13 protein-coding genes are annotated in these 26846 nt (G+C 43.4%); 5 read left to right on the forward strand and 8 right to left on the reverse strand.

The window, feature by feature from the left end:
• Positions 1-10 precede the first annotated feature (10 nt).
• From A0256_04835 to A0256_04860, 6 genes are all read right to left on the reverse strand, one after another.
• Positions 11-1135 (reverse strand): alpha-1,6-mannanase, encoded by a 1125-nt coding sequence (locus tag A0256_04835; GenBank protein AMR30795.1) that lies wholly within the window; start codon positions 1133-1135, stop codon positions 11-13.
• 128 nt (positions 1136-1263) lie between these two features.
• Positions 1264-3327 (reverse strand): hypothetical protein, encoded by a 2064-nt coding sequence (locus tag A0256_04840; GenBank protein ID AMR30796.1) that lies wholly within the window; start codon positions 3325-3327, stop codon positions 1264-1266.
• Between the two features lie 9 nt (positions 3328-3336).
• Positions 3337-5175: a beta-galactosidase gene (locus A0256_04845; protein ID AMR30797.1), complete on the reverse strand. Its 1839-nt coding sequence runs from the start codon at positions 5173-5175 to the stop codon at positions 3337-3339.
• Between the two features lie 92 nt (positions 5176-5267).
• A complete protein-coding gene (locus tag A0256_04850) occupies positions 5268-5987 on the reverse strand; it encodes a hypothetical protein (GenBank protein ID AMR30798.1) in 720 nt (239 codons plus the stop codon).
• A 19-nt stretch (positions 5988-6006) separates the two neighbouring features.
• Positions 6007-7893, reverse strand: coding sequence for a hypothetical protein (locus A0256_04855; protein ID AMR30799.1), 1887 nt, complete (start codon positions 7891-7893; stop codon positions 6007-6009).
• Between the two features lie 23 nt (positions 7894-7916).
• Positions 7917-11051, reverse strand: a complete 3135-nt coding sequence (locus tag A0256_04860; GenBank protein AMR30800.1) for a SusC/RagA family TonB-linked outer membrane protein — start codon at positions 11049-11051, stop codon at positions 7917-7919.
• 268 nt (positions 11052-11319) lie between these two features.
• On the opposite strand from A0256_04860, the gene A0256_04865 reads away from it, so the two are divergent.
• On the forward strand, positions 11320-15315 hold the full coding sequence (locus tag A0256_04865) for a hypothetical protein (protein ID AMR30801.1): 3996 nt from the start codon (positions 11320-11322) through the stop codon (positions 15313-15315).
• Between the two features lie 2 nt (positions 15316-15317).
• Here the strand turns inward: A0256_04865 and A0256_04870 are convergent, their stop codons facing one another.
• A complete protein-coding gene (locus tag A0256_04870) occupies positions 15318-16634 on the reverse strand; it encodes a phosphatidic acid phosphatase (protein ID AMR30802.1) in 1317 nt (438 codons plus the stop codon).
• A 261-nt stretch (positions 16635-16895) separates the two neighbouring features.
• Here A0256_04870 and A0256_04875 point away from each other — a divergent pair, with 261 nt between their 5' ends.
• Both A0256_04875 and A0256_04880 read left to right on the forward strand, forming a co-directional pair.
• On the forward strand, positions 16896-20456 hold the full coding sequence (locus A0256_04875; protein ID AMR30803.1) for a hypothetical protein: 3561 nt from the start codon (positions 16896-16898) through the stop codon (positions 20454-20456).
• A 539-nt stretch (positions 20457-20995) separates the two neighbouring features.
• Positions 20996-22324 (forward strand): hypothetical protein, encoded by a 1329-nt coding sequence (locus A0256_04880; GenBank protein AMR34429.1) that lies wholly within the window; start codon positions 20996-20998, stop codon positions 22322-22324.
• A gap of 96 nt (positions 22325-22420) precedes the next feature.
• Here the strand turns inward: A0256_04880 and A0256_04885 are convergent, their stop codons facing one another.
• Positions 22421-24886 (reverse strand): glutaminase, encoded by a 2466-nt coding sequence (locus A0256_04885; protein ID AMR30804.1) that lies wholly within the window; start codon positions 24884-24886, stop codon positions 22421-22423.
• A gap of 267 nt (positions 24887-25153) precedes the next feature.
• On the opposite strand from A0256_04885, the gene A0256_04890 reads away from it, so the two are divergent.
• Positions 25154-25738 carry a hypothetical protein gene (locus A0256_04890; GenBank protein AMR30805.1) on the forward strand — a complete coding sequence of 195 codons (585 nt, stop codon included), beginning with the start codon at positions 25154-25156 and terminating at the stop codon, positions 25736-25738.
• Positions 25739-25795: 57 nt separating this feature from the next.
• Positions 25796-26809: a hypothetical protein gene (locus A0256_04895; GenBank protein ID AMR30806.1), complete on the forward strand. Its 1014-nt coding sequence runs from the start codon at positions 25796-25798 to the stop codon at positions 26807-26809.
• The last annotated feature ends 37 nt before the right edge of the window (positions 26810-26846 follow it).

The raw sequence follows: 26846 nt of genomic DNA on the forward strand, positions 1-26846 counted from the left end.
TAATAAAGTTTTAATTGACCGGTGGGCAGAGTTGCATAAACGTTACAATACTGCTGGCATCGTATGAGGAAATTTCGCCTTCAGGGCAAATTATACGGTAATCACGATATGTTAAATTTCTTTTAGTGTCCCGGTTCTTCCAACCGGTATTTATGTTGGTTTGTATCCACGGCAAGTACTGTGTTTGCCCCCCCTCCTTAATTAACTGCATTACATATTGTGCAAAAATTGATTTTAACACACCTTGTTCATTGAAGCTTGCTTCGGCGGGTAGGATAGCATTTGTGCACAAAATATTTTTAACGTAATTTGTGTAAAGCTTTGCATCATTTAGGTAAGTTGCCTTGGATGTTGCTTTATACAATGCAAATGCTGCACCAATGGCCGTGCCCGAATTATACGTATAATCTTGGCCTCCCGGGGGATTTTTCCTAATTTTGTTATCAAATACTTGACCTGTTTGGCTGTCAACTAAATTATTCCTGGACCAGCCATAAATTAGTTTGGCTTTATTAAGATAACTTGTATCCCCTGTAATGGTATATAACCTGATAGCCGCTATCACAGTTGGGAAGTTAATACAAGAATTTTTACCACTGTGTTTAAAATCCCAAAACATCCCGCAGTCTACAGGGTCATATGATCCGGCCCACACATGATCAAAGCCCTGTTTGGCTTTTTCCAAATAGATTGCTTTACCAGTTAATTTATTAGCTCTGGCTAAAGCAACTACCCACCACATTATATCGTCATAAATAAACCATTTGGTTTTATTGTTCCAATTATAGCCATCGTATTCTTTGTAATTACCTTGATAAATATCCTCGATCAGTTTTAATTGATCAGGGGTTTTTCTTCGTTCGTACACGTCCATAGCCATATCCCAGTATACGGCTTGCGTCCAAATAGCAGCCACGCCTGCCTTTTTTGTTGTACTGTAGTACAGTTTAGCTTCAGGGTTATAAAAAGCAGTGTTGAAAGATTCATAGGCAAGGTCTGCTTTACTGCCGTAATGTTCATCGACAACTGATTTGAAAGCTGATGAATGTTCTTTCGGATAAACAGTTTGCGCATCAACACAATTCATAGTGCTGATGAAAATGCCAATATTTAAAATACAAGTTAATTTAATCATAACGCTATTTGAAAAAACAATGCGTACCCTAAATCCCATTGATGACTGAAATGTGCAGCAGTTACAACCAGCTCTTTAATTGCCTGTAAGTGCCGCCTATGTCCAAATTGAATAGTTGCAACTCTATATTAATTCGTTACCGGGAAAGATGATATTCTTAATCTTGCACCGCCCATTGGTACCAAAGTTAAATGAGTGGTAACGCCCTTAACGCTTACGGGGCTTTGTGGCAGTACGCTGCATAAACCATATTGATCGACAGCCCATTCAGGGATTTTCTTTCCCATGGCCATCAGCTGAATAGGCGCATTGCTGTTAGTAAATGGATTATTGTCTTTCGGCCATTCACGATGCACCACTTTAAAAGATCGTTCGGGGTGTTGTTTGTTTAACATCAACCCAAAGTTCCATGCCGATGCGGGATGGATCTCAAAAGATGGCCATTTTTCCGGGTCGGCACCTGCTTGCCACCGCGAATCGCCTATGGCCGTTGTCTTACTGTCTTGCTTAATATACTGCTCGCTGATCTTTAAGGAATACGTTAGCGGGCCGTAATTTACACTAACGCTATTTTTGTTTTTGGCCCACTCACGCACTACTATCTTCATCGGCAAGTGCAGGGTAATTAAGTCGCCATTTTTCCAGGTTTTACTTAGCCTGATGTAATTACCGCTAGTATGAGTTATATTAACCGGCATGCCGTTTACGCTAACAGCGGCCCCTGTGCACCAGGCCGGGATACGTAAATAAAGTGGGAATTCATCTGATTTTGATGCGCTTACTTTAAAGTTTATCTGATCTGAAAAAGGATAACGTGTAGTTTCAGTAATATTTACCATTGTACCATTGCCAACTTTTGCATTAACTTGCCCTTCGGTATAAAACTGTGCTGCCAAACCGTTATCCGGGGTGGCCATCCAGCTATTTTCAGCATAGTAAACCCAGCCTGCGGCATGGTTGTGCTGGCAGCAACGGCTGCTGAATGGGTTCATCATTAAAAATGGGCCGTTGTTATCAATACCGGGGCTATGGTTTTTACCATCGCTGAGCACCATATTTGGAGCAGTTAAATAACGTAATGACCGATAATCCGGCATAAAAGCAGCCGAGAAGGTATTAAAGGCCACATCTTCGCAATTCTCTGCCCAAAAACTGTCACCGGTAATGCCCAGCAACATTTGGTCGGAAGTCATTTGCTCTACCATCCCACAAGTTTCTACTGCCTGCCTCGGATCATCATAACCTTTGCGGGCATTTTCATCGGCTCCAAACATTCCACCGGGTACCTGGCCATAAATATTGCGGACCAGCTTAAAGTTGCTGTAGGTTGCTTGCAGATCCTGAGGGCTATTGCTTTGCAGAAAAAACGTAGCGGGTTCTCTAAAACATTGCGCAACGTTCACGTTATGCCAATTGGGCAAATTATTTACCTGGCGCCAGTCGGCCGTATTTTTATCAAGTTTTACAGCCAGATCAAGCAGGTATTTTTCCCCTGTATGATTGTATAGCCAATAAACACTCGCAATATTATCACCGCCGCGGCTTTTCTCCCAGTAATCTTCTAACAGCTTACTATCCGGTAACGATAATTGAAATTTAAAGTATTTGTCCATAAAGGGAATCACCCGCGGATCCTTGCTGTATTCGTAGTAGGATTGCAGGCACCAAAGCATTGGCATATTGGTCCACAGATCCCGGTTGCCATTATGCTCGATGGCTGGCCCAAAGTCGCCATTATCTCGCTGATTGTTCAACACAGCATCTATCCAAAACTTAGCTTCGGTAATCATTTTTTGATCGCCAAGCATATAACCTATGTTGGCATAGCCCTTAAGCCAGTATGGCAATTCCTCCCAGCCGTATTCGCCCCTGCCTTCTTTATTAAGCCATGCATTATTTGTTTTAGACAGCCAGATGCTGATCTCACCCAGATTGCCGGTAAGTCCATCCCGCTGCAATTCCAAAGCTTTTTTCAGCCAGCCGCCAGCCTTGATGCTTCCTACCGGCAGTTTAACAAAGTAAGCCGCTTGCAGCGGGGCACGGTTGCTTACGTAGTTTGCATTGGTCTGCCCGTTGTTGATCTTTTTTAATACGGTGGCTTTAACAGACTGAGCGGAGGATGTTACCAGCGCCGCCCAGTTTAGTAATAGCGATAAACAAAGCAGTTTACCTATAGCGTTTAAATGCTTCATTCAAAAGTTTTATTTTGAAAACTCCGGGTTATATAATTTCAGGTTCTCCTGGCGTAACTTCTCTACCTGCATTTTAATAAACTTACGATCGTATGTAATAAATCCGTTTACTTCGCCTTCCACATCCGTTGTTTGTGTGTAAACAGCTGCCGATAAACCAAGCTTGATCAATTCCTGGAGCCTGTTTGTAAAAGTGACATATTTTTTAAAGAGGTCATCACCATTTTTAAAGTTCTGGTAACCCCAATTTTTGTTGGATTGCCAGTTATGCCCATCAACCGGCCAGCCTAAACCACCAAATTCTCCCAATACTACAGCTCTTGTTTTGCCAAAAATATCCGGGCTTGGCATAGCAGGATTAGGGTAGTTATGCAGATCTACAATGTGGCCCGTGGTGTAAAAATTACCCCCGCTGGCACTGTTTACCAATCGCGACGGGTCATTTTTCATTGTCCACTCGGAAATTTCTACTGTTTTAAACTGACCCCAGGCTTCGTTAAACGGTGTCCAAACTACAATGGATGGATAGTTATGCAGCGCTGTCATTATCGCTTTCCATTCCTTGCGGTAGTAACCTTCAGATTCGGCAGTACGCGCCTGATCAGTAGCACGGTCCAATACCCCCGGGCGATTTTCCCAGCCGTTACCTAAATCGCCGCTTGGCATATCCTGCCAGAGCAACATGCCCATTTTATCGCAATAGGTATAGTAACGTGCCGGCTCAACTTTAATGTGCTTGCGGATCATGTTAAAGCCCATTGCCTTTAACTGATCTATATCATAAATCATTGCTTCTTCTGTTGGGGCGGTATATAAACCATCGGGCCACCATCCCTGATCAAGCGGGCCATATTGGAACACGAATTTATCATTAAGCATCATCCTCTGGATGCCGTTTGCATCGGGAGCTAATGAAATTTTGCGCATGGCGAAATAGCTTTTCACCTCATCAATCTCTTTGTTGTTGCGCGTTACTACGACCTTCAAATTGTAAAGGAAAGGATCAGTAGTTGACCACAACTTTTGGTTTTGAATAGTTAAAATTGCGGTAGCGCCTGCTTCAACCGTTTTTTGATCCACCACGGTGGCACCGTCTAAAGCAGTTATTTTAAGTTTATCACCAGGTAAAACATTTGCTACTTCAGCAGATATAGTAAGTGTCTTATCGTCGATATTTGGTGTTTGTTTAGTAGCGGCTATATGCGTTTTTGCAACGCCTTCTAACCAAACCGTTTGCCATATTCCGGTAACAGGTGTGTACCAAATGCCTTCAGGTTTGTTTACCTGTTTACCACGCGGCTGCGGGCCATCATCTGTCGGGTCCCAAACGCTTACGGTGATATCCTGCTTACCAGACTTTAAATATGGGGTAATATTAAATGAGAACGGATCAAAGCCGCCCTCGTGAGTGCCTGCGCTTTTGCCATTAACAAAAACTTCTGTACGCCAGTCTACCGCACCAAAATGCAGTAATACATCTTTACCTTTAAGTGCATTGTTAAGCGTTATGCTGGTTTTATACCAAAGCATGCTATCCTTACCAACTGTTTTGCCAACGCCTGATATTGACGATTCTACCGCAAATGGCACTAATATTTTACCGGGATACGTTGCCGGGGATTTTTGAGCTTTAGGAACGATTGTATAGTTCCACAAGCCATTTAAATTTTGCCAGTTTCCCCTTACCATTTGCGGCCTTGGGTATTCAGGCAACGGGGCTTTAGGGTCAACCTTTTCGGCCCATGGCGTTATGATCCTATTCTTAATGAGGTGCCAGTCACCCTGCTGGGCATTGGCTTGCAAATACGCGGAAAGTAACAGCGATAAACAGAGTGTAATTTTCTTCATAATGTTTTTAGCGGCAGGTAGTTAAATAGACTTTGGAAAAAATTAAATACCAGGAAGGCCGCTGCCGCAGATGCGGCCTTCCTGGTGGTGGGTTAGAATGTTACTTTAGTAACCGGTGAAAAAACCATGTCCTCTACCCCGGCTATCTTAATACCTATCCGGGCAAAAACATAATTTTGCGTTGGTGTGATTGACGGAATAGCATCGGTTATAGTAACACCATTCATATTGACAATGGCAGAACCACTTAATATAGCCGGATCGTTGTTGTTATCTTCGATGTTAATTTTATCGGCTCCGGAGACGAATTGTGTTTTATTGATATAGAGTATAACCCGCTCAATATCTTTGGCGTTATTATCTGTTACTACCTTTTCGATATTAAAAACGGCCGTTAATTTACCACCAGTAGCGGTAAACACCGGCTGGCGAACCATATAGAAGGGAGTAACCTCAATATCAAGCGTTTGATCACCATTCACTGTTACGGCAACAGTGTCTCTTTTGCCTCCTGCTATTTCCTTCCATAAAAAAGGACCCTGGTTGGTAGACATTGTAAATTTGTAATTACCGTTAAACAGTAACGTGGAGTACGCCCCATCCTGATCGAATGTTCCGTCTATCGCCCCCGTTTTACCAAACCCGGGCTGGAACAACTGAAATGGCACCTGGTTGAACTCTACGTTTACGTGTTCTCCTTTATACACCAAATGGCCGCTTAGCTTGGACGACGGCGCATCGTAATTATCCTTTTTGCAACCTGTGGCCGCAATAAGAAGCGCTATGATTATATAATGAAATTTTATTTTCATGATCTTAAGTTAAAATGGGCTATTGATTTGGTTGTCTTACAATCTTTGGGTTAGCCGATAAGATGTCATTGCCTATCTGCGAATAATAATTACCCAGCTGGAACCTGTTGGCCCCGGTAACCTGGCTTGGCTTAACTTCTTTAAAGATCCATTTACCATTGTTTGCACTATTTGGGTTATAGTATTTATAAGGCCATAAACCAAAAGGCTGTGTATTCCGCTTACGGGCGTCGCCAATATTGGTTACCAGATCAGCAACCGTCATTTGGTTACCATCCCAAACTACATTTGCCAGTCTCCAGCGTTTCATATCAAACAAAGTGTGACCTTCAAACACCAGTTCTACACGGCGCTCATGCACAATCCTGTCAAAAGTGACCTGGCCCACGGTAAGCGGGGTAGTTAGGCCAGCCCTGGAGCGAACCTGGTTAAGGTAACCAACCGCTGCACCAGCGTCGCCAAGCTCAAAAGCAGCTTCTGCCGCATTCAGCAAAACTTCTGCATAACGGTAACGGATAAAGTTAACATCGCTGCCACGGCCACGGCGACCTGAACCAACTGTTGGATCGAGGTACTTGCGGATATAAAACCCTGTTTGGGTACGAAACTCACCACCATTAACAATACCATCTTTACCTACAACCTGGATCCTGCCTAAACCGGGCACATCCTGCGGTTGCGTGGCATCGCCGCTGGCAACAACGGTACCATCGGCCAACTGATAGCCGGCAAACACTTCTGTACGTTTGCCTTTAAACAAGCCGTTTGGTAAAAGCACCGTCCCTGCAAGGCGTGCATCCCTGTCAGCAAAAATATCAAGCTGGTTAGCGTAATAAATAGGGTCACCACCCGCTGTTTTTGTTGGGATAGGTGCATAGGTATTATCCAATTTCTCAAAAGCTTCCACCAGATTAAGTGATGGGTTTAAACGGCCTGCGTCAAGGCCTTCATCTGAGATAGAAAAAGGCTGATTGTTTGTTGTAAAACCGTGTGTTTTACCCCCGTTTGCTTTAAAATCTTCCACGAAGATAGATTCTGAACTGTTTTTATCAAGGAAAAGATTGGCGTAATTATCGCTCAGATCAGGCAATTGCCTGTATAGCGAATAGCTGCCTCCGGCAATAAGTTCCTTTGCAGCTGCCAGCGCTTTAGTGTAATAAGCAGTAGCCATAGCCGATGGTATGCCAACTTCACCGCCGGGCAGGGTTACCTGCGGGGTGCTTACGCCATATTTGGCAATCGAAGCAGCGTACAAGGCAGCTCTCGCTTCCATGGCCAGTGCTGCACCGCGTGTTGCTCTCGATTTATCAGTAAGCGAAGGATTAAATAGTCCTTTTATCGCTTCTGCTTCGCTGATGACAAAATCGTATATATCAGATTCTTTAGCCCGCGGTTTTTGCAATACACTCACGTTCCCGGAAAAATCATAATCTAAAGGATCGGTAATTAAAGGAACACCACCCATTCTCTTCACCATTTCGAAATAGTAGTTGGCACGGATAAAGCGGCCTTCGGCTATAAACTGGTTCTTTTGCTCGTCGGTAAGGGCTGTGGATGCTGTTGCGCGTTTTATAAATAAATTTAGCTCGCGGATATAGGTATAATCCCATGTACTCCATTCACCATAGCCCCATCCTGTACGCTGTACAAAATAAGAGCTTCCGTTTTCTGAAGGGAATGCTTCGCTAAAATCTACAAACGATGCCCAGCCATTATCTAGGCCCGAAAAATCTACAGTACGGTTGTAAAGGTCTCCTAAGATCGATAGCACGAGGTTTGGATCTGAAAAGGCTAGATCTGAGGCAACAATAGCCTTAGGTGGTACCTCTAAAAAATCGCTGTCTTTCCGGCAGGATCCTGTAATCAACAGGCCTGCGCATATTAATAAAAGAGTTGTTTTTTTCATTTGGTTTGAACTTAAGGGATTAATTAAAAAGTTAAATTAACGCCGAAGTTGAGTACTTTACTTTGAGGATTCTGAAGCCCGTTATCGTCCGTAGTTTCAGGATCAACAGCGTATTGCTTTAAATTATCAAACGAGAACATGTTATATCCATTAACATAAACCCTTGCTTTTTTAATTTTCACTTTTGCAAGCAATCCGGATGGCAACGTGTAGCCAAGCTCGATCGTCCTGGCTCTCAGATATTTTACGTTATGCAGCCAGAAAGATGAATTGCGCTGTCCGTTAAGCTCATAATCCGCGTGGCCAAAACCAGGATTAACCCGGTTGGCCGGATATTTACCCGGAATCCAGGCGCTGTTGACATCATATGGATCTGTTCGGTGCCATCTATCAGCAAATATTGTATTAAAGTTACCGTTGTTTTGGAACGCCCATCTTGTTTCATAATTCTGGAACCAGGTATAACCGGCACCACCAGAGAAATCGGCATGGAAATCCACCCCTTTATAAGCGGCACCTATAGATAATCCGAAGTTAATATTAGGCTGCTTGCCGTAACCAAAACCGATTGGCCGTTCATCATACCCATCAATCTTCCCATCACCATTCTGGTCTTTGTACATCAGGTCGCCCGGTAGCAGTGTGCGGTTACCTTTATTATCATTATTAATAGTATAATTGTTTATCTGCTCCTGCGATGTAAACTGCCCTATCACCTCGTAACCCCAGTCGATGTTTGCATACCGGTTCCTGATATCGTTTCGATACTTATCCAATGAATTGTTAAACAATGGCTTATAGGTATCCAGATTTTTTTGTCGGCTATAAGAGAAATTGCCACCAACATTGTAAGTAACCTCACCAGCCTTGCCATTATAATTTAGCGAAAATTCCGCACCATATTGAGCGTCGCTATTTAAGTTTTCCGCTGGTAAACCGTATCCCACTTCTGCTGGCAGTACCACATCGGTTTTGCTGGCAAGTAACCCGCTGCGTTTCCGATAAAAATAATCCACCGTACCCGATAATCTGTTGTTAAGGATGGTGAAATCCATACCAATATCGGTTATTTTACTTTTTAGCCAGGAGATATTGGTAGTTACCAAACCTTTATCTGCCGATGTTACCAATGCATTGCCACCTATAATAGCTGTACCCGTGTTATAGTTATAGCCCGGTAAATAGGCATACGGAGTTACAATTGGATTTCCTGAGCCGTCGGGGTTACGATCGTCTCCCAATACACCGTAAGATGCACGGAACTTGATATCATTAATGAAACTGTTTTGACCAAGCAAGTTTTTCATGAAGCCTTCCTGGGTAATTCTCCAGCCTACCGAGGCGCCCGGAAAGTAACCTACCCGTTTATCAGGAGCAAAAAGGGATGATGCATCGCGCCTTGCGGAAGCCTCAAAGTAATATTTGTTATCATAATTATAATTGATTCGCCCAATGTAACCTATGCGGGTTTCTTTATTATCGCTATCCTGGTACTGATCTGCCGTTGGGAAATAGATTAATGGCAGGTTGTTAGATACCGGTGAAGCATGGATCCAGTTACGCAGGTGCTGTAACTCTATCCGTTCGGTTACAAACGTTGCACCTATAGTACTTTTACCAAATGAATTATTGTAATTGAGTTGTACCTGCTGCGTTTTTGCAAACTCTTTTCTTTGCTCGCGCTCTCTCCATGGGTTTGTACTGCCACCTGTTACATCGTAGGTATCTGTTGCAGGCCTGTAAGTGTAAGCATTGTAGGTATACTCCTGGTTGTTAAGCAAATAATCAGCAACGTAGTAGGAATATAAACCTTTTAAGGTTAAACCTTTTATACCGGGAATCTGGTACTCGGCACCAAAATTTGTTTGCAATACGCGCCAGTCGCTATGATAAACACCAGATAGCTTTTTGTTTAGAAACGCGTAGTTGGATTCGGTGTGGCCGATATCGTTCAAGTAATCGGGATTGTCATTTGCATATGGGCGTTCCAGCGGCGTATTCCTTAAAACCGCAAATTTCGCCAAGCCGTAATCATCGCCCCCAGGTACACCTGGGTTTTCGCGCGTTTCCACCCGGCCATTAATGTTCAGGTTAACTTTTAAACCATTGGCAACTTTTACTGATACGTTTGACTGGATGTTGGAGCGGCTGAACATATATTCTTTACCCAACTGCGAGCTTTGAAATAAATGTGTTGCTGATACATAATAGTTAACCCTGTCGGTTGCACCGGTAAAGTTTGCATTTACCGAGTTTAGCGGTGCGTTATCGTGTGCTTTAAGGATATAGTCGCGCCAGTTAAAACTGCGGTAAGCAGGATCTGTACCTGCCTGGTATTTATCCAGCTCAGCCTGGGTAATGGTAGTAGAACCATTACTGTTCACTTGAGCATCGGCCAGGTAGCGCATGTAATCGTAGGAGTTGGTGGCTACGTTAGGGAAGCGGTAAAAATTTTGATAGCCAGTGTAGGCGTCAATATTAATGCGTGCATCGCCGGCACCTTTCTTAGTTGTTACCACAATTACGCCGTTTGCCGCACGAACACCATAAATAGCAGCCGAACCGTCCTTTAATACCGAAATGCTTTCGATATCATTTGGCGCCAGATTGTTGAACTGGCCCTCATCCTGTTGTATCCCATCAATAACATATAGTGGCGTACCCATGTTCCTGATCTGGATGGCTGCACTGGCACCCGGCCTGCCTTCAGACTGCCTGAAGGTTACGCCCGGAATTTTACCCGCGAGGGCGGTACTTACCGTTGAACCGGCATGCACACGATCAATATCCTTGCTGGTAACGCTTGAGATAGCGCCCGTGATCGACTCCTTTTTCTGGGAACCATAACCCGTTACCACAATTTCCTGCAGTGATGAGTTAAGCACTTTAAGCTTAATGTTGAAATTTGTTTGCCCGTTTAAGGGTACTTCCTGATTTGCAAAACCAACATAGCTAAATATCAGCACACTACCAGCAGCAGGTGCTTTAAAGCTAAATTTGCCATTCCCATCGGTAGTAGTGCCTGCCTGCGTCCCCCGGACCCTTACGGCAACGCCCGGCAGCGTTAAGCCGGTGGTATCAGTAACCGTACCGGTTACCTTAACCTCCTGAGCAAAGGCGCTTCCTGCTAACAATGTGCCAAAAAGAACAAAACACATAATTAACAATGATTTGGGATACCGCAAGCCATAGCGCCAATGCGTGCAGACATACCCCTCCTGTGTAGGTAGTAAAGATTTTCTCATAAGTAATATTGTTTGGTTAAATTGGTTTTAAAGGGGCGAGAGTGCCCGCTTTAATTAAGTTCAAAGAAAGAGGATTTATTATTCAGCAATTAATCAAATCATATCAATAATTGGTCGAAAAGTATCAAAGTGTTTTTCGCCGAAAACCTGGGGCCAGATTAAGTATATTTGTTTTAAGCCAATTGATTTGAAACCGTTTTATCTGATTTATGTACTGCTAACGCTGCCTTTTTTTTGCAGCGCCCAAACCTATTATTTTAAGCACTACCAGGTAGAGCAGGGTTTGTCTAATAACACCGTTTACACGGGTACCCAGGATAAGAACGGATTTATGTGGTTTGGCACAAAGGATGGGCTTAACCGATTTGATGGTTATTCGTTCAAAACCTTCCGGCATGATGCCACCGACCCTAAAACCATATCAAACAATATGGTACACTGCCTTAGCCTTGATATCGACGGCAGCTTATGGATTGGTACTGACCAGGGTGTAGACCATTACGACCCCATCACAGAAACCTTTGCTCACCTTAAAATAGGCGGCTACGATGGTGTGCGCTGTATAGTACAGGATAGTTTTAACAATTGCTGGTTTATCACCGGGCCGGCGTTGATGAAGTACGATAAAAAAACTAAAAAGATCACCAATTACCGCCCCTTTCAGTCATTCGAGGCCACATCAATTGTGTTCAACAACGGCGATTTGTGGTTATCCACCACCGCCGGCGAACTTAAACGCCTCAACAGATCCAGCCGCACTTTCACCAGTTACAATATGTTTGGGCACTCCCGGCGGGTGGCATCTAATTATATCGAAAAGATATTTGGTGCAGGCAACAATAAAATATTTGTAGGTACCACTAACCAGGGCTTTAAAGAATTTGATTGCATCAGCGGAAACTACCGTGACATGCTTATTTATAACTCAAATAAAACTGAAATATTTGTTCGCGATTTTGTAAAATACAACGACAATGAATATTGGGTAGCTACAGAATCCGGCTTGTTTATCTACAATGTAAGCGAAGGTACCTTTACCAATGTGAAAAAACATTATAACGACCCTTACTCTTTATCAGATAACGCCATCTATGCATTGTATAAAGATAGGGAGGGCGGGGTATGGGCCGGCACCTATTTTGGCGGGGTAAATTACTACCCCAAACAGCATTCATTATTTACTAAATATTACCCCGGTGAAAAAAACACACTTAAGGGTAATGTTGTGCGGGAGATCTGCAAAGACACATTTGGCAACTTATGGTTGGGTACAGAGGATAATGGCTTAAATAAACTCTCGCCCGATAAATCAACCTGGACACATTATTATCCGGGCGCTTCCAACGGCATATCAAACTCCAATATACATGGTTTACTGGCCGATGGCAAATACTTGTACATTGGCACATTTGAACGGGGCCTGAACGTTTTTAACATTAAAACCGGCAAAGTAAAACGCGTATTTATAGCCGGAGCTGCAAAGAACTCCCTAAAAAGCAACTTTATTATTTGCTTCCTTAAAACCCGGGCCGGTGTTATCCTGGTAGCCACCACCCACGGCTTATACCGCTTTAATTTGGATAAGCAGGATTTTACTTTGATGGATAAACTTCCTAATTATGATTTTGTATACGCTATGATTGAAGATCATAATGGCAAAATATGGTTAGGGACCGTTCGTGATGGTATTTACTGCTATGACATTAAAAACAATTCCTGTACCAAACTAACCGATACTTATAAGGTAAAAGATGCTTTAAAAATTTCGGTGATTAACGGCATTTTTGAAGACAGCGATCATAACCTTTGGTTTGCTACCGATGGATTAGGTTTATGGCGTTATAATACTAACGCCCATACCTTTGCTTACTACGATTCCAATAATGGATTACCCAGTAATTACATTTTTAAAATGCTGGAAGATGATGACAAAAACCTTTGGATAAGTACTACAGGGGGCCTTGTATCCCTAAACCTTAATAACAATGCTATTAAGGTTTATACCAAGGCAAACGGCCTGCTAAGCGACCAGTTTAATTACAATTCTGCCTTTAAGGATACCGACGGTACCATGTACTTTGGATGTGTGCGTGGTTTAATCAGTTTTAATCCCTCACATTTTACCCGCAATGATTTTGTGGCTCCGGTTTATATTACCGGTTTCCAGGTTCACAACCGCGAAATTTCGGTTAATGGGAAAGATTCGCTGCTTAAACAATCAGTAATATTCACTAAAAATGTCCGCCTTAACTACGATCAATCATCGTTTAGTATCGATTTTGCCTCACTGAGCTATCCCGCACCAGAGATGACGCAATATAAGTATATGATGAAAGGACTTGACAAAGCTTGGATAAATTTAAAAACTAACCGTAAGGTTTACTTTACCCAGCTGGCCCCCGGCCGTTATACTTTCATAGTAAAAGCAGCCAATAATAACGGAGCATGGACAGCGAAGGAAACTACCATTGAGATAGATATATCCCCGCCTTTTTGGAAAAGCATCTGGGCCTATTTCTTATACACCATTTTGGTTGTGTTTACTGCTTACTATCTTTTTAAACGATATCATAAAAACATCAGGCAAAATAACGAGCGCTTGATACAGCTACTGGAAAACGATAAGGAGAAAGAACTTTACAACGCAAAAATTGAATTTTTTACTAATGTTGCCCATGAGATAAGAACGCCGCTCACTTTGATAAAAGGCCCCATGGAAAAGGTGATCAAGAAAGCGCATCAGGTCCCGGAGATCTTTGGGAACCTAAAAATAATGGAACGTAACACCGACAGGCTGCTGGATCTAACCAATCAGCTGCTCGATTTTAGAAAAACGGAGAGCAGTGGCTTTAGCTTAAATTTTGTAAAGACAGATATTACCGAAATATTAGCTAATACCTACCTGCAATTTAAAACCATGGCCGAACAAAAAAATATTTTCTATGAACTTAAACAGCCCGAGACACCTTTGTATGCTTACGTAGATCTCGAGGCTTTTACCAAGATCATCAGTAATCTCATCAATAACGCTATTAAATATGCCACATCAATTGTTAAGGTAGAACTAGCAGAAGAGCAGAAAAATGACGAATCATTTAAGCTGATCATAAAAAACGATGGCTATCTGATTCCTTATGAACTGCGCGAAAGGATTTTTGAACCTTTCTTCAGGATGAAGGAATCTGAGAAGCAAACCGGTACCGGCATCGGGCTATCTTTGTCACGCTCACTTACCGAGTTGCATAAAGGCTCACTTTTATTGAACGATTCTGCTGATAATTTTAATACCTTCGAGTTAATATTACCAATTCACCAGGAGAAAGAGTTTGATCTCCAAAGTAAGCCGAATGACTACGAGCATCACGGTGTTGTAAACCACAACGACAATTTTGACTTTATGAAACCGATTATACTTTTGGTAGATGACAACCCCGAGATATTGGATTTTGTTGCTAATGAACTAACCGAGAAATACTCGGTCATCAAAGCATTTAACGGGCAGGAAGCGCTCGATATGATTGATATTGAGAACATCCAGCTTATTATTTCTGATGTAATGATGCCAGTTATAGATGGGTTTGAACTTTGCAAGCGCGTAAAAACCAATTTTGATCACAGCCATATTCCTATCATCCTGCTAACGGCTAAAAATACTTTACAAAGTAAAATAGAGGGCTTGGAAGTAGGGGCAGATGCCTACATCGAAAAACCCTTTTCGCCAGAGCATTTACAGGTGCAGATAGCCAACCTGCTTATCAATCGTAATAAAATAAAAGATTATTTTGCAAGCTCTCCGCTGGCTCATATCAAAACCATGGCTTATTCTAAGCCGGATGAAAGCTTTTTAGATAAACTCAACGCCGTAATTTATAAAAACATTCAAGATGTTGATTTAGATGTGGAGCACATTGCTAACCTCATGAATATGAGCAAGCCCACCCTCTACCGCAAGGTAAAGGCTATCTCGAACCTTACCATAAATGAATTGATTAATATTACCCGGCTTAAAGCGGCTGCCAAACTATTGGAAGAAGGTGATTATAAAATTTATGAGGTGGCCAATATGGTGGGCTATAGTTCGCAATCACATTTGGGGCGAAACTTTTTAAAACAGTTTGGCACTACCCCTACCGAGTATCAGCAAAACAAGCGGGCAGCCAAGGTAAAGTCATATTGATGCTATTGATGAGTCTTTAGCTTTTTTAAAGCAAACTGCCCAATCCGCCGGCCTTCATCAATACCGTTCACAACTGATGGCATATAGTGGATCCCTCCGTAAAAGCGACTGATGGATGCCTCATTTGCCGCAGCCGTAAATGATGCGAAGGTGCGTGCCGGGATATTAAACGCTACCTCGGTAGAATCTGTAAACGATATCTCTCCAAACAATTTACCCAATACAACTGCCGAAGCATTGGATACTACGCTATGACCGCTGGTATATTCCGGGAATGGCGGCGTTTGTAGCAGCGGTGCCCAGGCCAGGTCTATATACTCGTTGATATAGGTCTCCGGCCTTATCACTTTGCTTTTGTATTTTTCATCCCAGCAATTAATAAAGCTATCGGCAATTACCACGGCAAGGCAGGCGTAGGTTTCTGCGGTGCGCACATAACCGGCTTTTGCTTTACGGCAAACCTGCCCGGCTATATTTATCCAGTGCCCCCCGGGTGAGATTTTTTTGATGGCAAACATGGTATGGCCGTTATTATTTACTTTGAATGGATTATCATCCCAAAAAGTAGCGATTGCGGTCTGCTGCGTTGTTAAGTGCAAGCCGGTGTCTCTCACGGCAAGGGCAAGTTTATAAAAATAGCTATCGGGCTTAAGTGAAAAATCAACTGCCCGGGCAGGTTTAAACTGTTGCGCAGAATCTAATAAGAAAGGGCGGATTTCGTTCCAATGCGGTTCAACGCCTTTCATGTAAGCCGGCGGAGTGGGCTTCCAGGTGGCATCATCGGTTTGGATATCGTATTTGGATAACGACCGGGTATGTTTATAATTATCTGTCCCTGCCCATTTCAATATCCGGTCTGCAACAAGTTTTCCGTACACAATCGAATTATTATAAACACTATCGGGCATACCCGTTTCTTTAAATTCGGCCATTAGCTGATCATGAAAGCGTTCGATGCGCCCTTCAGAAATCAATAAAATTTTACTAACAGTAAGCGCTGCGTGGGCTGCTGCCAGGTTATAACAATACTGCTTACCAGCCACCGGCCTGGGGATAGAGTCGAGCCCGTTCAGCTGCCCCGATAAAGAAAGGTATTGTTTGTCGCCATTCGCCGCGGCTTCATACGCTGCAACACTAACGTACGCATAAATACGGCTGGCTACCGGCGGCGAATAGATATCGTGGACCATTACATCTGTAACCTGCCTAACCGAGCGGTGTATAAACTCCGGGTTTTCGGCAAGCTTTTGCCAATTGCCTTTGTTATGGCAAGATGTAAATAACAACATCGCCGCGAAGGCAACTATTATTTTCTTCATAAATCAGATACAATTATCAGGTTTACCCGGCTGGACAGTTTTAAAATTATAGCAAATATATATTCTTAAACAATGATTATCCCCTGCGATACATTTCTGCTAACTTTTGAGATTATTTGACGAAAGCCACGTTTTAAAATACATTTTCTTTACATTTAGATACCCATTATTTACCGGCCCAACAATGCGTTAGCAAAGTACAGATCAAAGCTTAGCGTTACACGCCGCCAATACAATTTTTAGATCCTTATTCATTACCAAATGTTTACCTGCAAGCGTAACCCTTATATAAACTTGTTAACTGCGGCGCTTTTTTTATTAACTGCATGTTCAAGCAAACAAAACGGAAACACTTTATTCAAACTATTGCCAGCCTCTGAAACAGGTATCGACTTTAAGAATACAATTACCGAAAGTGACAGCATAAATATCCTCAACCACCCATACTTGTATAACGGCGCAGGTGTGGGAATAGGCGATTTTAACCGCGACGGCAAACCCGATATTTATTTTGCCGGCAACATGGTACCAGGCAAGTTATTTTTAAATAAAGGGGCTTTAACATTTACAGATGTAACCAGCCAGGCCGGCGTTAGCGGCGAAGGTAAATGGTGTACCGGCGTATCGGTAGTAGATATTAATAATGATGGCCGGCCCGATATTTACGTGAGCGCATCATTTAAAAACGATCCAAACCAGCGTAAAAATATGCTCTACATTAACCAGGGCATCAATAAGGACAGCATCCCAACTTTTAAAGAATCAGCTCAGGCTTATGGCTTGCAGGATACCGGCTACAGTACACAGGCGGTTTTTTTTGATTATGACCGTGATGGTTTTTTAGACATGTACCTACTTACCAATGTGCTTGGTAAAACTACCCCGGTTGCTTATCGCCCTAAAATAGCCAATGGAAGCGCCGAAAACAATGACCGCCTTTATCACAATAATGGTAACGGCACCTTTTCCAATGTTACTAAAGCTGCAGGCATTTTATTTGAAGGCTTTGGCAACTCAGTTTCTATAACAGATATTAACAACGATGGCTGGCCGGACATTTATGTGGGGAATGACTTCATCTCGAACGATGTGCTCTACGTAAACAATAAAAACGGCACGTTCACCAATCAGTCCTCAGCGTATTTTAAGCATACGGGCTGGTCGGTAATGGGGTCTGATGTGGTAGATATCAATAACGATGGTTTGGCCGACCTCATCTCGCTGGAGATGCTGCCCGAAGAAAACCTACGTAAAAAAACAATGCTGGTTGGCGACAACTATATCACCTACATTAACAACAGCAAGTTTAAATACGAGCATCAGTACATCCGTAACGTATTACAGCTAAACCAAGGGCAATTACAGGGCGGGCACCCGCTATTTAGTGAGGTTGCTTACCTGGCCGGCGTTTACCAAACCGACTGGAGCTGGACCCCCCTGGTAACCGACTTTGATAACGATGGATACCGAGACATGATGATCACCAACGGCTACCCGCGCGATGTTACCGATCTGGACCACGCCCTATATACCAACGGACAGGGACGTACGGTTAAAGAAAACACAACCGTTGCTGCTGCAGATTCATTCCCGGTGGTAAAAACCGCCAGCTATGCCTTCAGAAACAAGGGCGGGTACCTGTTTAACGATGAATCGAAAACCTGGGGAATTACGAAGCCCACCTTCTCCACCGGGGGTGTTTATGCTGATTTGGATAATGACGGCGATATGGACCTGGTGATCAACAACATCGATGACGATGCCTTTGTTTACGAGAACACAACCAATACCAAAACACAGGTAAGCAAGGCACATAACTATTTTAAGGTGGCCCTTGAAGGCGATGAAAAGAATAGAGGTGGCATCGGGGCCACCATCCGCATTTATTACCAAGGCAAACAGCAACTGTATGACCAGCAACCTTGCCGGGGATACATGAGTACTGTTGATGCAGTGGCTCACTTTGGCTTGGGTACTGCCACAAATATCGATTCGCTTAGAATTAGATGGGCGGATGGCAAAACCCAGCTATTATCCAATCTGAAAGCCAACCAAACCTTACGGCTGCTCTATAATAAGAGTTCGGGAAATTATCCGCCGGGCATACCTGCCACTGGCAACCCAATATTTAGTTCGGCTAATAACCAAACCGGCATAAACTATCTCCACCGGGAAAAAGATGCTATCGATTATAACATTCAGCCAACACTTCCCCACAAATTAAGCCAATACGGCCCGTGTATTGCCGTTGGCGATATTGACAAGAACGGGTTAGATGATTTTTACATTGGCGGTTCGGCAGGCAACAAAGGGACCTTTTATATGCAGCGCCCGGGCGGGCACTTCACTATGGATAACAAGCGCTTTTTGCACGAGGACCAAAAAGAAGAAGAAGACATGGGGGCTCTTCTTTTTGATGCCAATGGCGACGGCCATCTGGACCTTTATGTAGTTAGCGGCAGTTACGAATTTGCAAATGGCCACACATCAGCGCAAGATCGTTTGTACCTAAATAATGGCAAAGGGCAGTTTGAACGTAATTACAACGCTCTACCCGTTGAATATGATAATGGGTCATGTGTGCGCGCAGCTGATTTTGATGGCGACGGCGACCTTGACCTATTCGTTGGCGGGCGCTCGGTTTCCGGTGTTTATCCGTCGCCGCCGGCTAGCCATATATTTCAAAATAATGGTGGCGTATTTACAGATGTTACCGCAAAACTTTGCCCGCAGCTTAGCCATGGTGGCATGATTACCGATGCCCTCTGGAGCGATTTTAATGGCGATGGCAAACCCGATTTAGTTGTAGTGGGCGAGTGGATGCCGTTGACCTTTTACCAAAACAATGGCAATGGGTTTACCAATGTTACGGCCTCATCGGGTATTGACAGCCACGTGGGCTGGTGGAACAGCATTGTTGCAGGCGACTTTAACAATGACGGTAAAATAGATTATGTAGCCGGCAATCTTGGCCAAAACTCCAACTACAAAGCATCGGCTACACAGCCTATGACTATTTTGGGTAAGGATGTTGATGGCAACGGTTCATTTGATGCCATGATTTTTTGCTATATGAAGGCAGAGGACGGCTCTCAAAAGGCTTTCCCGATGCATACCCGCGACGATCTGATCAGTCAGGTAATCGGTATTCGGAAAAAATACCCTACCTATAATGGTTTCGGCCGCGCCACCATGCAAGATCTTTGGAGCGGTAAGGATAAACAAAACGCGATTGAATTAAAAGCTACAGACATGAACACCAGCTTTATTCAAAACAACGGAGGCGGCAAATTTAGTATAACCCCTTTGCCTTTAGCTGCCCAGATGGCGCCGGTATATGGTATTTTATCCGAGGATATTGACCTTGACGGCAACCTTGACCTGATTATGGTAGGCAACGATTTTGGTATGGAGCCATTTACCGGCAGGCACGATGCTTTTATGGGCCTTTATTTAAAAGGTAATGGCAAGGGCGGCTTTGCAGATGTAAAAATGGCACAAAGCGGCTTATGCATTAATGGCGACGGAAAAGGGCTGGCATCTGTACTTTGCGCTAACAAAGAGCTGCTTATTGCAACGCAAAACCAGGATAGCTTAAAGGTTTACCAAAAACCGGGAAACAGCCAATCAAAATGGATCAAATTAAATCCCGGCGATTTTTATGCGGATATTGCTTACAAAAATGGTGGCAAAAAACGAATAGAGTTTTATTATGGTTCAACCTATCTTTCGCAATCATCAAGGGCCTTAAAAGTTGCTCCGGGCATCGCTAATATAATTATAACCAGTTTTAATGGTAAAAAAAGAACGGTTAAAAATTGAGCCCAGTTAAAACAGGGCGTTGAACAACCCGGAGTTACTTAACAAAATCTCACCTAATGAAATTAATAAAAAACACACTATTTTGTCTTTTTGCATTTACAACAAACGCCGTTGTAGCCACCGCCCAAATTGCGCAATTGCCTACAGAGTGGACGGAAGCGGCTAGCAAGGCTGGTGTACCGTTAGCTGAATACCCGAGGCCGCAGCTGCAACGGGAAGATTGGCTTTGTTTGAACGGCAAATGGGATTATCGTGGAGGCAAAGAGGCTCCCGATGCACTTGACCCACAAATAGCGGCTTCATTTGATGCCGCCGGGGTAAAGATCCTGGTGCCTTATTGTCCCGAATCTGTACTATCTGGCATCCAGCGGAAACAAGAGATCAACATGTGGTATCGTCGCACATTTCAAATACCTTCAAATTGGCAAAACAAGCAGATCATCCTTCATTTTGGTGCAGTTGATCATGATGCTACCATATTTATAAACGGTAAAAAAACGGGTAAACACGCAGGCGGTTATGATTCGTTTAGTTTCAATATTACCCCCTTTCTTAAAAACGGCACCAATACTATTATTGTTGCAGCGCAAGATTTGAACAATGGCCGGGCACCATCCGGCAAAAACGGCCCCCGCGGCGACTATACTTTTTCTTCGGGGATTTGGCAAAGCGTTTGGATCGAGCCGGTGAACAAATCCTTTATCAAATCCATCCGCCTGTTGCCTGATCTTGAAAACAGCCGGTTAAAAGTGCTGGTTATGACCGGTGGCGGCGGAAAGGTATCTGCAACAGCCCTGGCTGGCAGAAAAATAGTGTCGCAGGCAAGCTCTGCCGCCGGCACTTACTTTTATTTACCGATTGATCATCCTTTACTGTGGTCGCCGGATACGCCTTTCCTTTACGACCTGAAACTTACCTTATACGGCGCTGACGGGCGTGTTGCGGATGAGGTGAAAAGTTACTTCGGCATGCGCGATATTAAGCTCGGAAAGATTAATGGTGTGGTACGCCCGCTAATCAATGGCAAATTCATCATGCAGCTTGGCCTGCTAGACCAAGGTTACTGGCCAGATGGCATCCTGACAGCCCCTACCGAGGAAGCCCTGAAATTTGACATGGAGTACACCAAGAAAGCGGGTTTCAACCTTATCAGGAAGCATATGAAAACTGAGCCCCAGCGCTTCTATTATTGGGCAGATAAAATGGGGCTGTTGGTTTGGCAGGATATGCCCGCCATTTGGTACCAAAATGAAGATACGCTAAAAACCCGTAAAGTATTCCGGCAAGAGTTAAAAGCCATTATTGACGACCATTACAATTCTCCTTCGATAATTACCTGGGTACCATTTAACGAGAATTGGGGTGCCTTTGATGTAAAAAACATCACCAATTGGGTAAAGCAGTATGATCCATCCCGCCTGGTTAACGGCAATTCCGGTTTCAACAACAACCCTGATTACCAAAAACCTTATGGCGATCCGGGCAATGGTGATTACGTAGATACCCATATTTACGTTGGGCCCAACGGTGCATCTGTACCCGATGGGAATCGCGCTGCTTCACTTGGCGAATTTGGTGGCGTTGGCCTGTTTACCCGTGGCCAAATGTGGCCGGTAGAGAACAATGCTTATGATTACTCCGCAACTCAAACAGCACTTACAGACCGATATGTGCTGATGCTAAACCAAGTGGAACAATTGATGAAATATAAAGGCCTTAGTGTTGCCATTTACACCCAGACTACAGATGTAGAACATGAAGTGAATGGTGTGTTAACATACGACCGCGCGGTTGAAAAAATGCAAACCCAACGGATGACTGAGGTGAACGAGGCCGTGATTAAGGAAAGCTATAAAATGACCAAATAAGTTCCCCTTAGCTTGCGGAAGAAATTGATAATGCGCTCCTTTGTGTACATAATTAAAGCCTCAAATCTTTACGATCTGAGGCTTTAACGGTTTAGGTTATTGTTCGTTTAGCTTGTCTGATAACACCTTCATATAGAAGCCGCCAACCACACTTCTTGCTTTAAAGTTATCGCGGATGCCGGTGTTGGAATCATAAAAATCGTTGAGCGGTACGCGCGATTCCGTTTCTATAGCATGCCTGTACACCGGCTTTACCAACGCTTCAAATTCTTGCCTGGTAGGGGCAAAGGTTGCGGTCCACAAGATCCAGTCGTTCTTCGTGTAAGCTTTGCGGCTGTCCAGGGGGATGCCAAATTTATTCTGCTTGGTGAGGTAGTATTTAGTTTCGGTATCATACACCTTTTTTGGGAACAGGTTTAAATTCAAAACCTTATCCCAAACCAGGTTATATTTTTGGCTCCAGGTATTTTTATTATCAAAAGTGAGGGCATAATGGTCGCCGGCATCTGCCATTGCGATCCATTTGGGCACCATACTTTCGGCTATGGCACGATACTTTTTTGCTGTTGCAAAATCACCAAGTTTTTCGGCCATTTGTGCATAACAGGCTATTCCAACAATTGCCTTAACCGATAAGTTGGCGTTGCGCGCCAAATGGCCGGCGAAATCATCGGTACACAATTGAGTTTTAGGGTCCAGGCCTTCTTTAGTTAAATAATCAACCCAGGTAGTAAGCGTTTTCCAGTGCAATTTGGCAAAATCGCCATTGCCCTGGGCCTTGGTTATCGCAGCGGTAAGAATGATCATATTTCCGGATTCCTCTACCGGCATAGGCTCACCGTAAGTTTGCCCGTTAGCTAGCGGATAAGTACCCAGGTCATGTGCTGCCCATGGGTGCGCATACTTTCCGCTTTCGCTGAAATAAAAGATACCGTTTAGCATGCCCTGAAGCAATTTAGGGTTATAAATAAGATAAAGTGGCGCAGATGGATAAGTAACATCCACCGTGTTAATAAAACCACCGCTGTTATTTTCTTTAGATAACCACAGCACTTCGCCTTTCGGGCTCTTTATCAATGTGTGGGCCGCAATACTTTGCCGGTAGGCTAGTGCACACAAACGGGCGTAATCTTCACCACCCGATTTCAGTGCCGTAGAATAAACTTCCTTGTTCAAGGCCTCGCATTTCTGCATTATAGCCTTGTATTCGCTTAAGGCACTGGTTAATTGCCCGTCCATAGTTGCCTTGCCAGATGTATTCCACCATGGCCTCAAGTTAGTTTTAAAATACTGAATAGCATATATTTCGTCATAACCGAGTTCAATGAAACGCTCGACTGCAGTTTTACCAACTTTACCAAAGGTAACCACAGTATTAAGAGACAACGACTTTCCGCGGGAAGCAGAAGAAGCAGTAGAACCGTTTCTGAAGGCATCAGCAGCGGCGCTGCCTTGGGTAATAAACTGCACTGCTTGGCTGGATTTAGGTGCCGCAACATAAAAATATCCCCAGTCTATCCGCATGTCATCAGCGCCTTTTTGCAGAATTGGCTGCTCTGCGGTACCTGTTTTTAAGATCGCTAATTTATCAGTCGTATATTTTTTTGCTGTTACTTCCTGTGAAGGTTGATAAACAGCAATGTCTGACGATGCACTCAACAACACTTTTACCGCGTGCAACTGGTTATCTTTCGCTTGCACCTTATAAGTAATGTAAGATACGGGGCGCGATAACACGTTAAGATCCCTCATCAAAAGCGGCGATGTGAAAGTAAGTTTAAGATCTACCTTGCCGCATGAAAAATTGTATATGGTTTGTGTGGCCGTAACATCCACATTGTTTTGCTTAGCAAGCTGCATCTTATCGGCATTATCTTTTTGTTTGTCAACCAGGCCAAAATCAAGGTACCTGCCGCCTGCCGTATTTAGCAAATGAATAGCAATAATATTCTGCCCCGTTTTTAGTTCATTTTTGCTGATCGGAAAATATTGGAAAGTGCTGGTCCAGCCTTGTTTCTCATAAACCTTCTTACCGTTCAAAAACACTTCAATGTTATCGTCGTGATTGATCTTTAAAAACAGGTCATTGATATTGGAAGGGTTTGCCAACGAGAATATTCTCCGCACCCAAATGTCATGAGATTTCCAGGTTGTTTTTACAAGGCTGGCATTATCCCCGATAGGTGCAACACCTGATTTCCAGTCGCCTGCTGCATAGGCTGCCGATTGCCAGTCACCTTGAGGTACCGTTTCAGTGTACTTTACGGTATAAGGTGTTACATCGGATGCGCTTAGCACCTCTTTATACTTTACTTCTTCTTTACCCAAAAACCGGTAAATTGTGCCATCCACATTGATCAGGCCAAGCAAAGACTGATCTGCACCCGTCCAATGAGCGGTAGTAGATGTCTGCAACTGATCGGTGTTAGACCATATACTAAAATTAGGATTGTGTGTGATCAACGGGTATGCCGGTGCTTTTCTGTCCTGCGCCTGGATCTGGCCAACGCCGAAGGCGCAGCACAGCAAGCCCCAAAACTTTAACTTGATAAATTGATTCATATAAAATAAGTTCGATAATTGAACCGGTAAAATTAAGCGACCGGCATCTTACAGTAACATCTTTTCGTATCAAGCTTTCGACTATTCGTATCAATTTGCTCCTAAAAACAAAAAATATCGCGCCTGCAATTGGTCATTAGGCAAAAACCGAAAATCAATTTGGCCGGAAAGGTCGGCTTTAAGTAACAACCCGGTCTTTTGTTTTAACCACACTACCTTAATGATGGCTTAACACCCTTAAACTATCTTTGCCTGTCTAAATTACTAATGAATAGTACCGACAAGGAATTGATTGAATCAATAGCAATCGGGAATCCGGATGCCTTCCAAATTCTTTTTAACCGACACTGGAAATCTTTATATGCTTTTGTTTTTCGTTTAACAAGAGACGAAGACCAGAGCAAGGATATCGTACAGGATGTATTTATGTACATCTGGAATAATCGCGAAAAATTGTATACCTCTGAATCTTTTCTGCCATATCTGCATACCGTTGCTAAAAACAGTGTGATGAGCAATTTTCGAAAAGATAAGGTCCGGCTTGAAGGTGTTGATAAACTGCTTAATGATATGCAAGCACCTGCTAACAGCGATGATCGCCTGTTGTTTAGCGAGGTACAAGTAGCTGTTGATACCGAACTTTCCAGAATGCCATTGAATATGCAGCGATGCTTTAAACTGAGCCGTTTTGAAGACAAATCCATTAAAGATATCGCTGCCGAACTCAAACTATCCGAACAAACTGTAAAAAATAATATTTCTGAAGCTTTGCGCCGGCTAAGACATTCCGTTGAACAGGGTTCGTTATTATATCTATCGATCTTAGTGCTCAAGTTGATCGTAAAAGATTAACGGAAGCTTAACATTAGCTTAAAGTACTTTTTAGCGTTTCAGGCGCTATATGTATGAATGAAGATAAAGAATAACGCTCTCATTAAGCGGCTGTTTGCCGGGTATCAAGACGGTACCCTCTCTAATATTGACAAACAACTAATTGATAACTGGTTCAGTAGCCACCATGAAGATGCTGCCAACGATATTTTTAGCAGTCTGGCAGATGAAAGCAGGATACACACTGAGCTTACCGAAAGACTAAACCGGCGTATTAATGATCAGCAGGTGCGCAGGTTATGGTACAATTCTTTCTGGCTAAAGGCAGCATGTATAACAGCTGTCCTATCGGTTACAGCAATTCTGGTATTAAAGAACAGGCAACAGGCTTTGGTAGTACAACAGCTTACGTATCAAACCATCACTACCCAGAACGCACAGATCAAAAATATTTTGCTTGATGACGGAACGCGGGTATGGCTAAACTCGGCCAGCCGGATAAGGTTTGCCCAATCATTTAATACCGGCAAGCAACGTACAGTATACCTTGACAAGGGCGAAGCCTATTTTGAAGTAAAGCACGATGCTCATCGCCCTTTTGCAGTACTGTCCGGGCGTTTCCAAACAACCGTTTTAGGCACAGCCTTCAACATTAGGGCATATAATACCGAAAAAGAATATAAAGTTGCAGTGGCCTCGGGCATGGTAAGCGTTGGTGTGGCTGGTGAAAACGGCCAATACGTGGCTTTGAGTAAAAGCCTGATAAAAGGCCAGATACTTAAGTTTAATTCCGCGAATAAAAAGCTGGCAATATCACAAGCCGCTATTCCACCCCAATTATCATGGATTGCCGGTCGTGTCATCAACATTGACGGCCTTAACTTAAGATCCATCGGAGAGGAACTCGCACGCGCCTACAACCTTAAAGTTAGTTTATCTCATCCTGAGTATGATAGGAAACAGTATACGGTTACCCTTAACCATCATAATCTTGCCTTGACCCTTCAGCAATTAACGCTTAAAACGGGCGTGAGCTACAAACTGGAGAACTATCACTTAACCATTAACCCACAAAACCCGCTTATGAAATAAAGTTTCAATAACGTCAAAAGCCGAAAGTGTTGGCGCA

The sequence above is a fragment of the Mucilaginibacter sp. PAMC 26640 genome, from assembly GCA_001596135.1.
In the GTDB taxonomy this organism is placed as follows: Bacteria; Bacteroidota; Bacteroidia; order Sphingobacteriales; family Sphingobacteriaceae; genus Mucilaginibacter.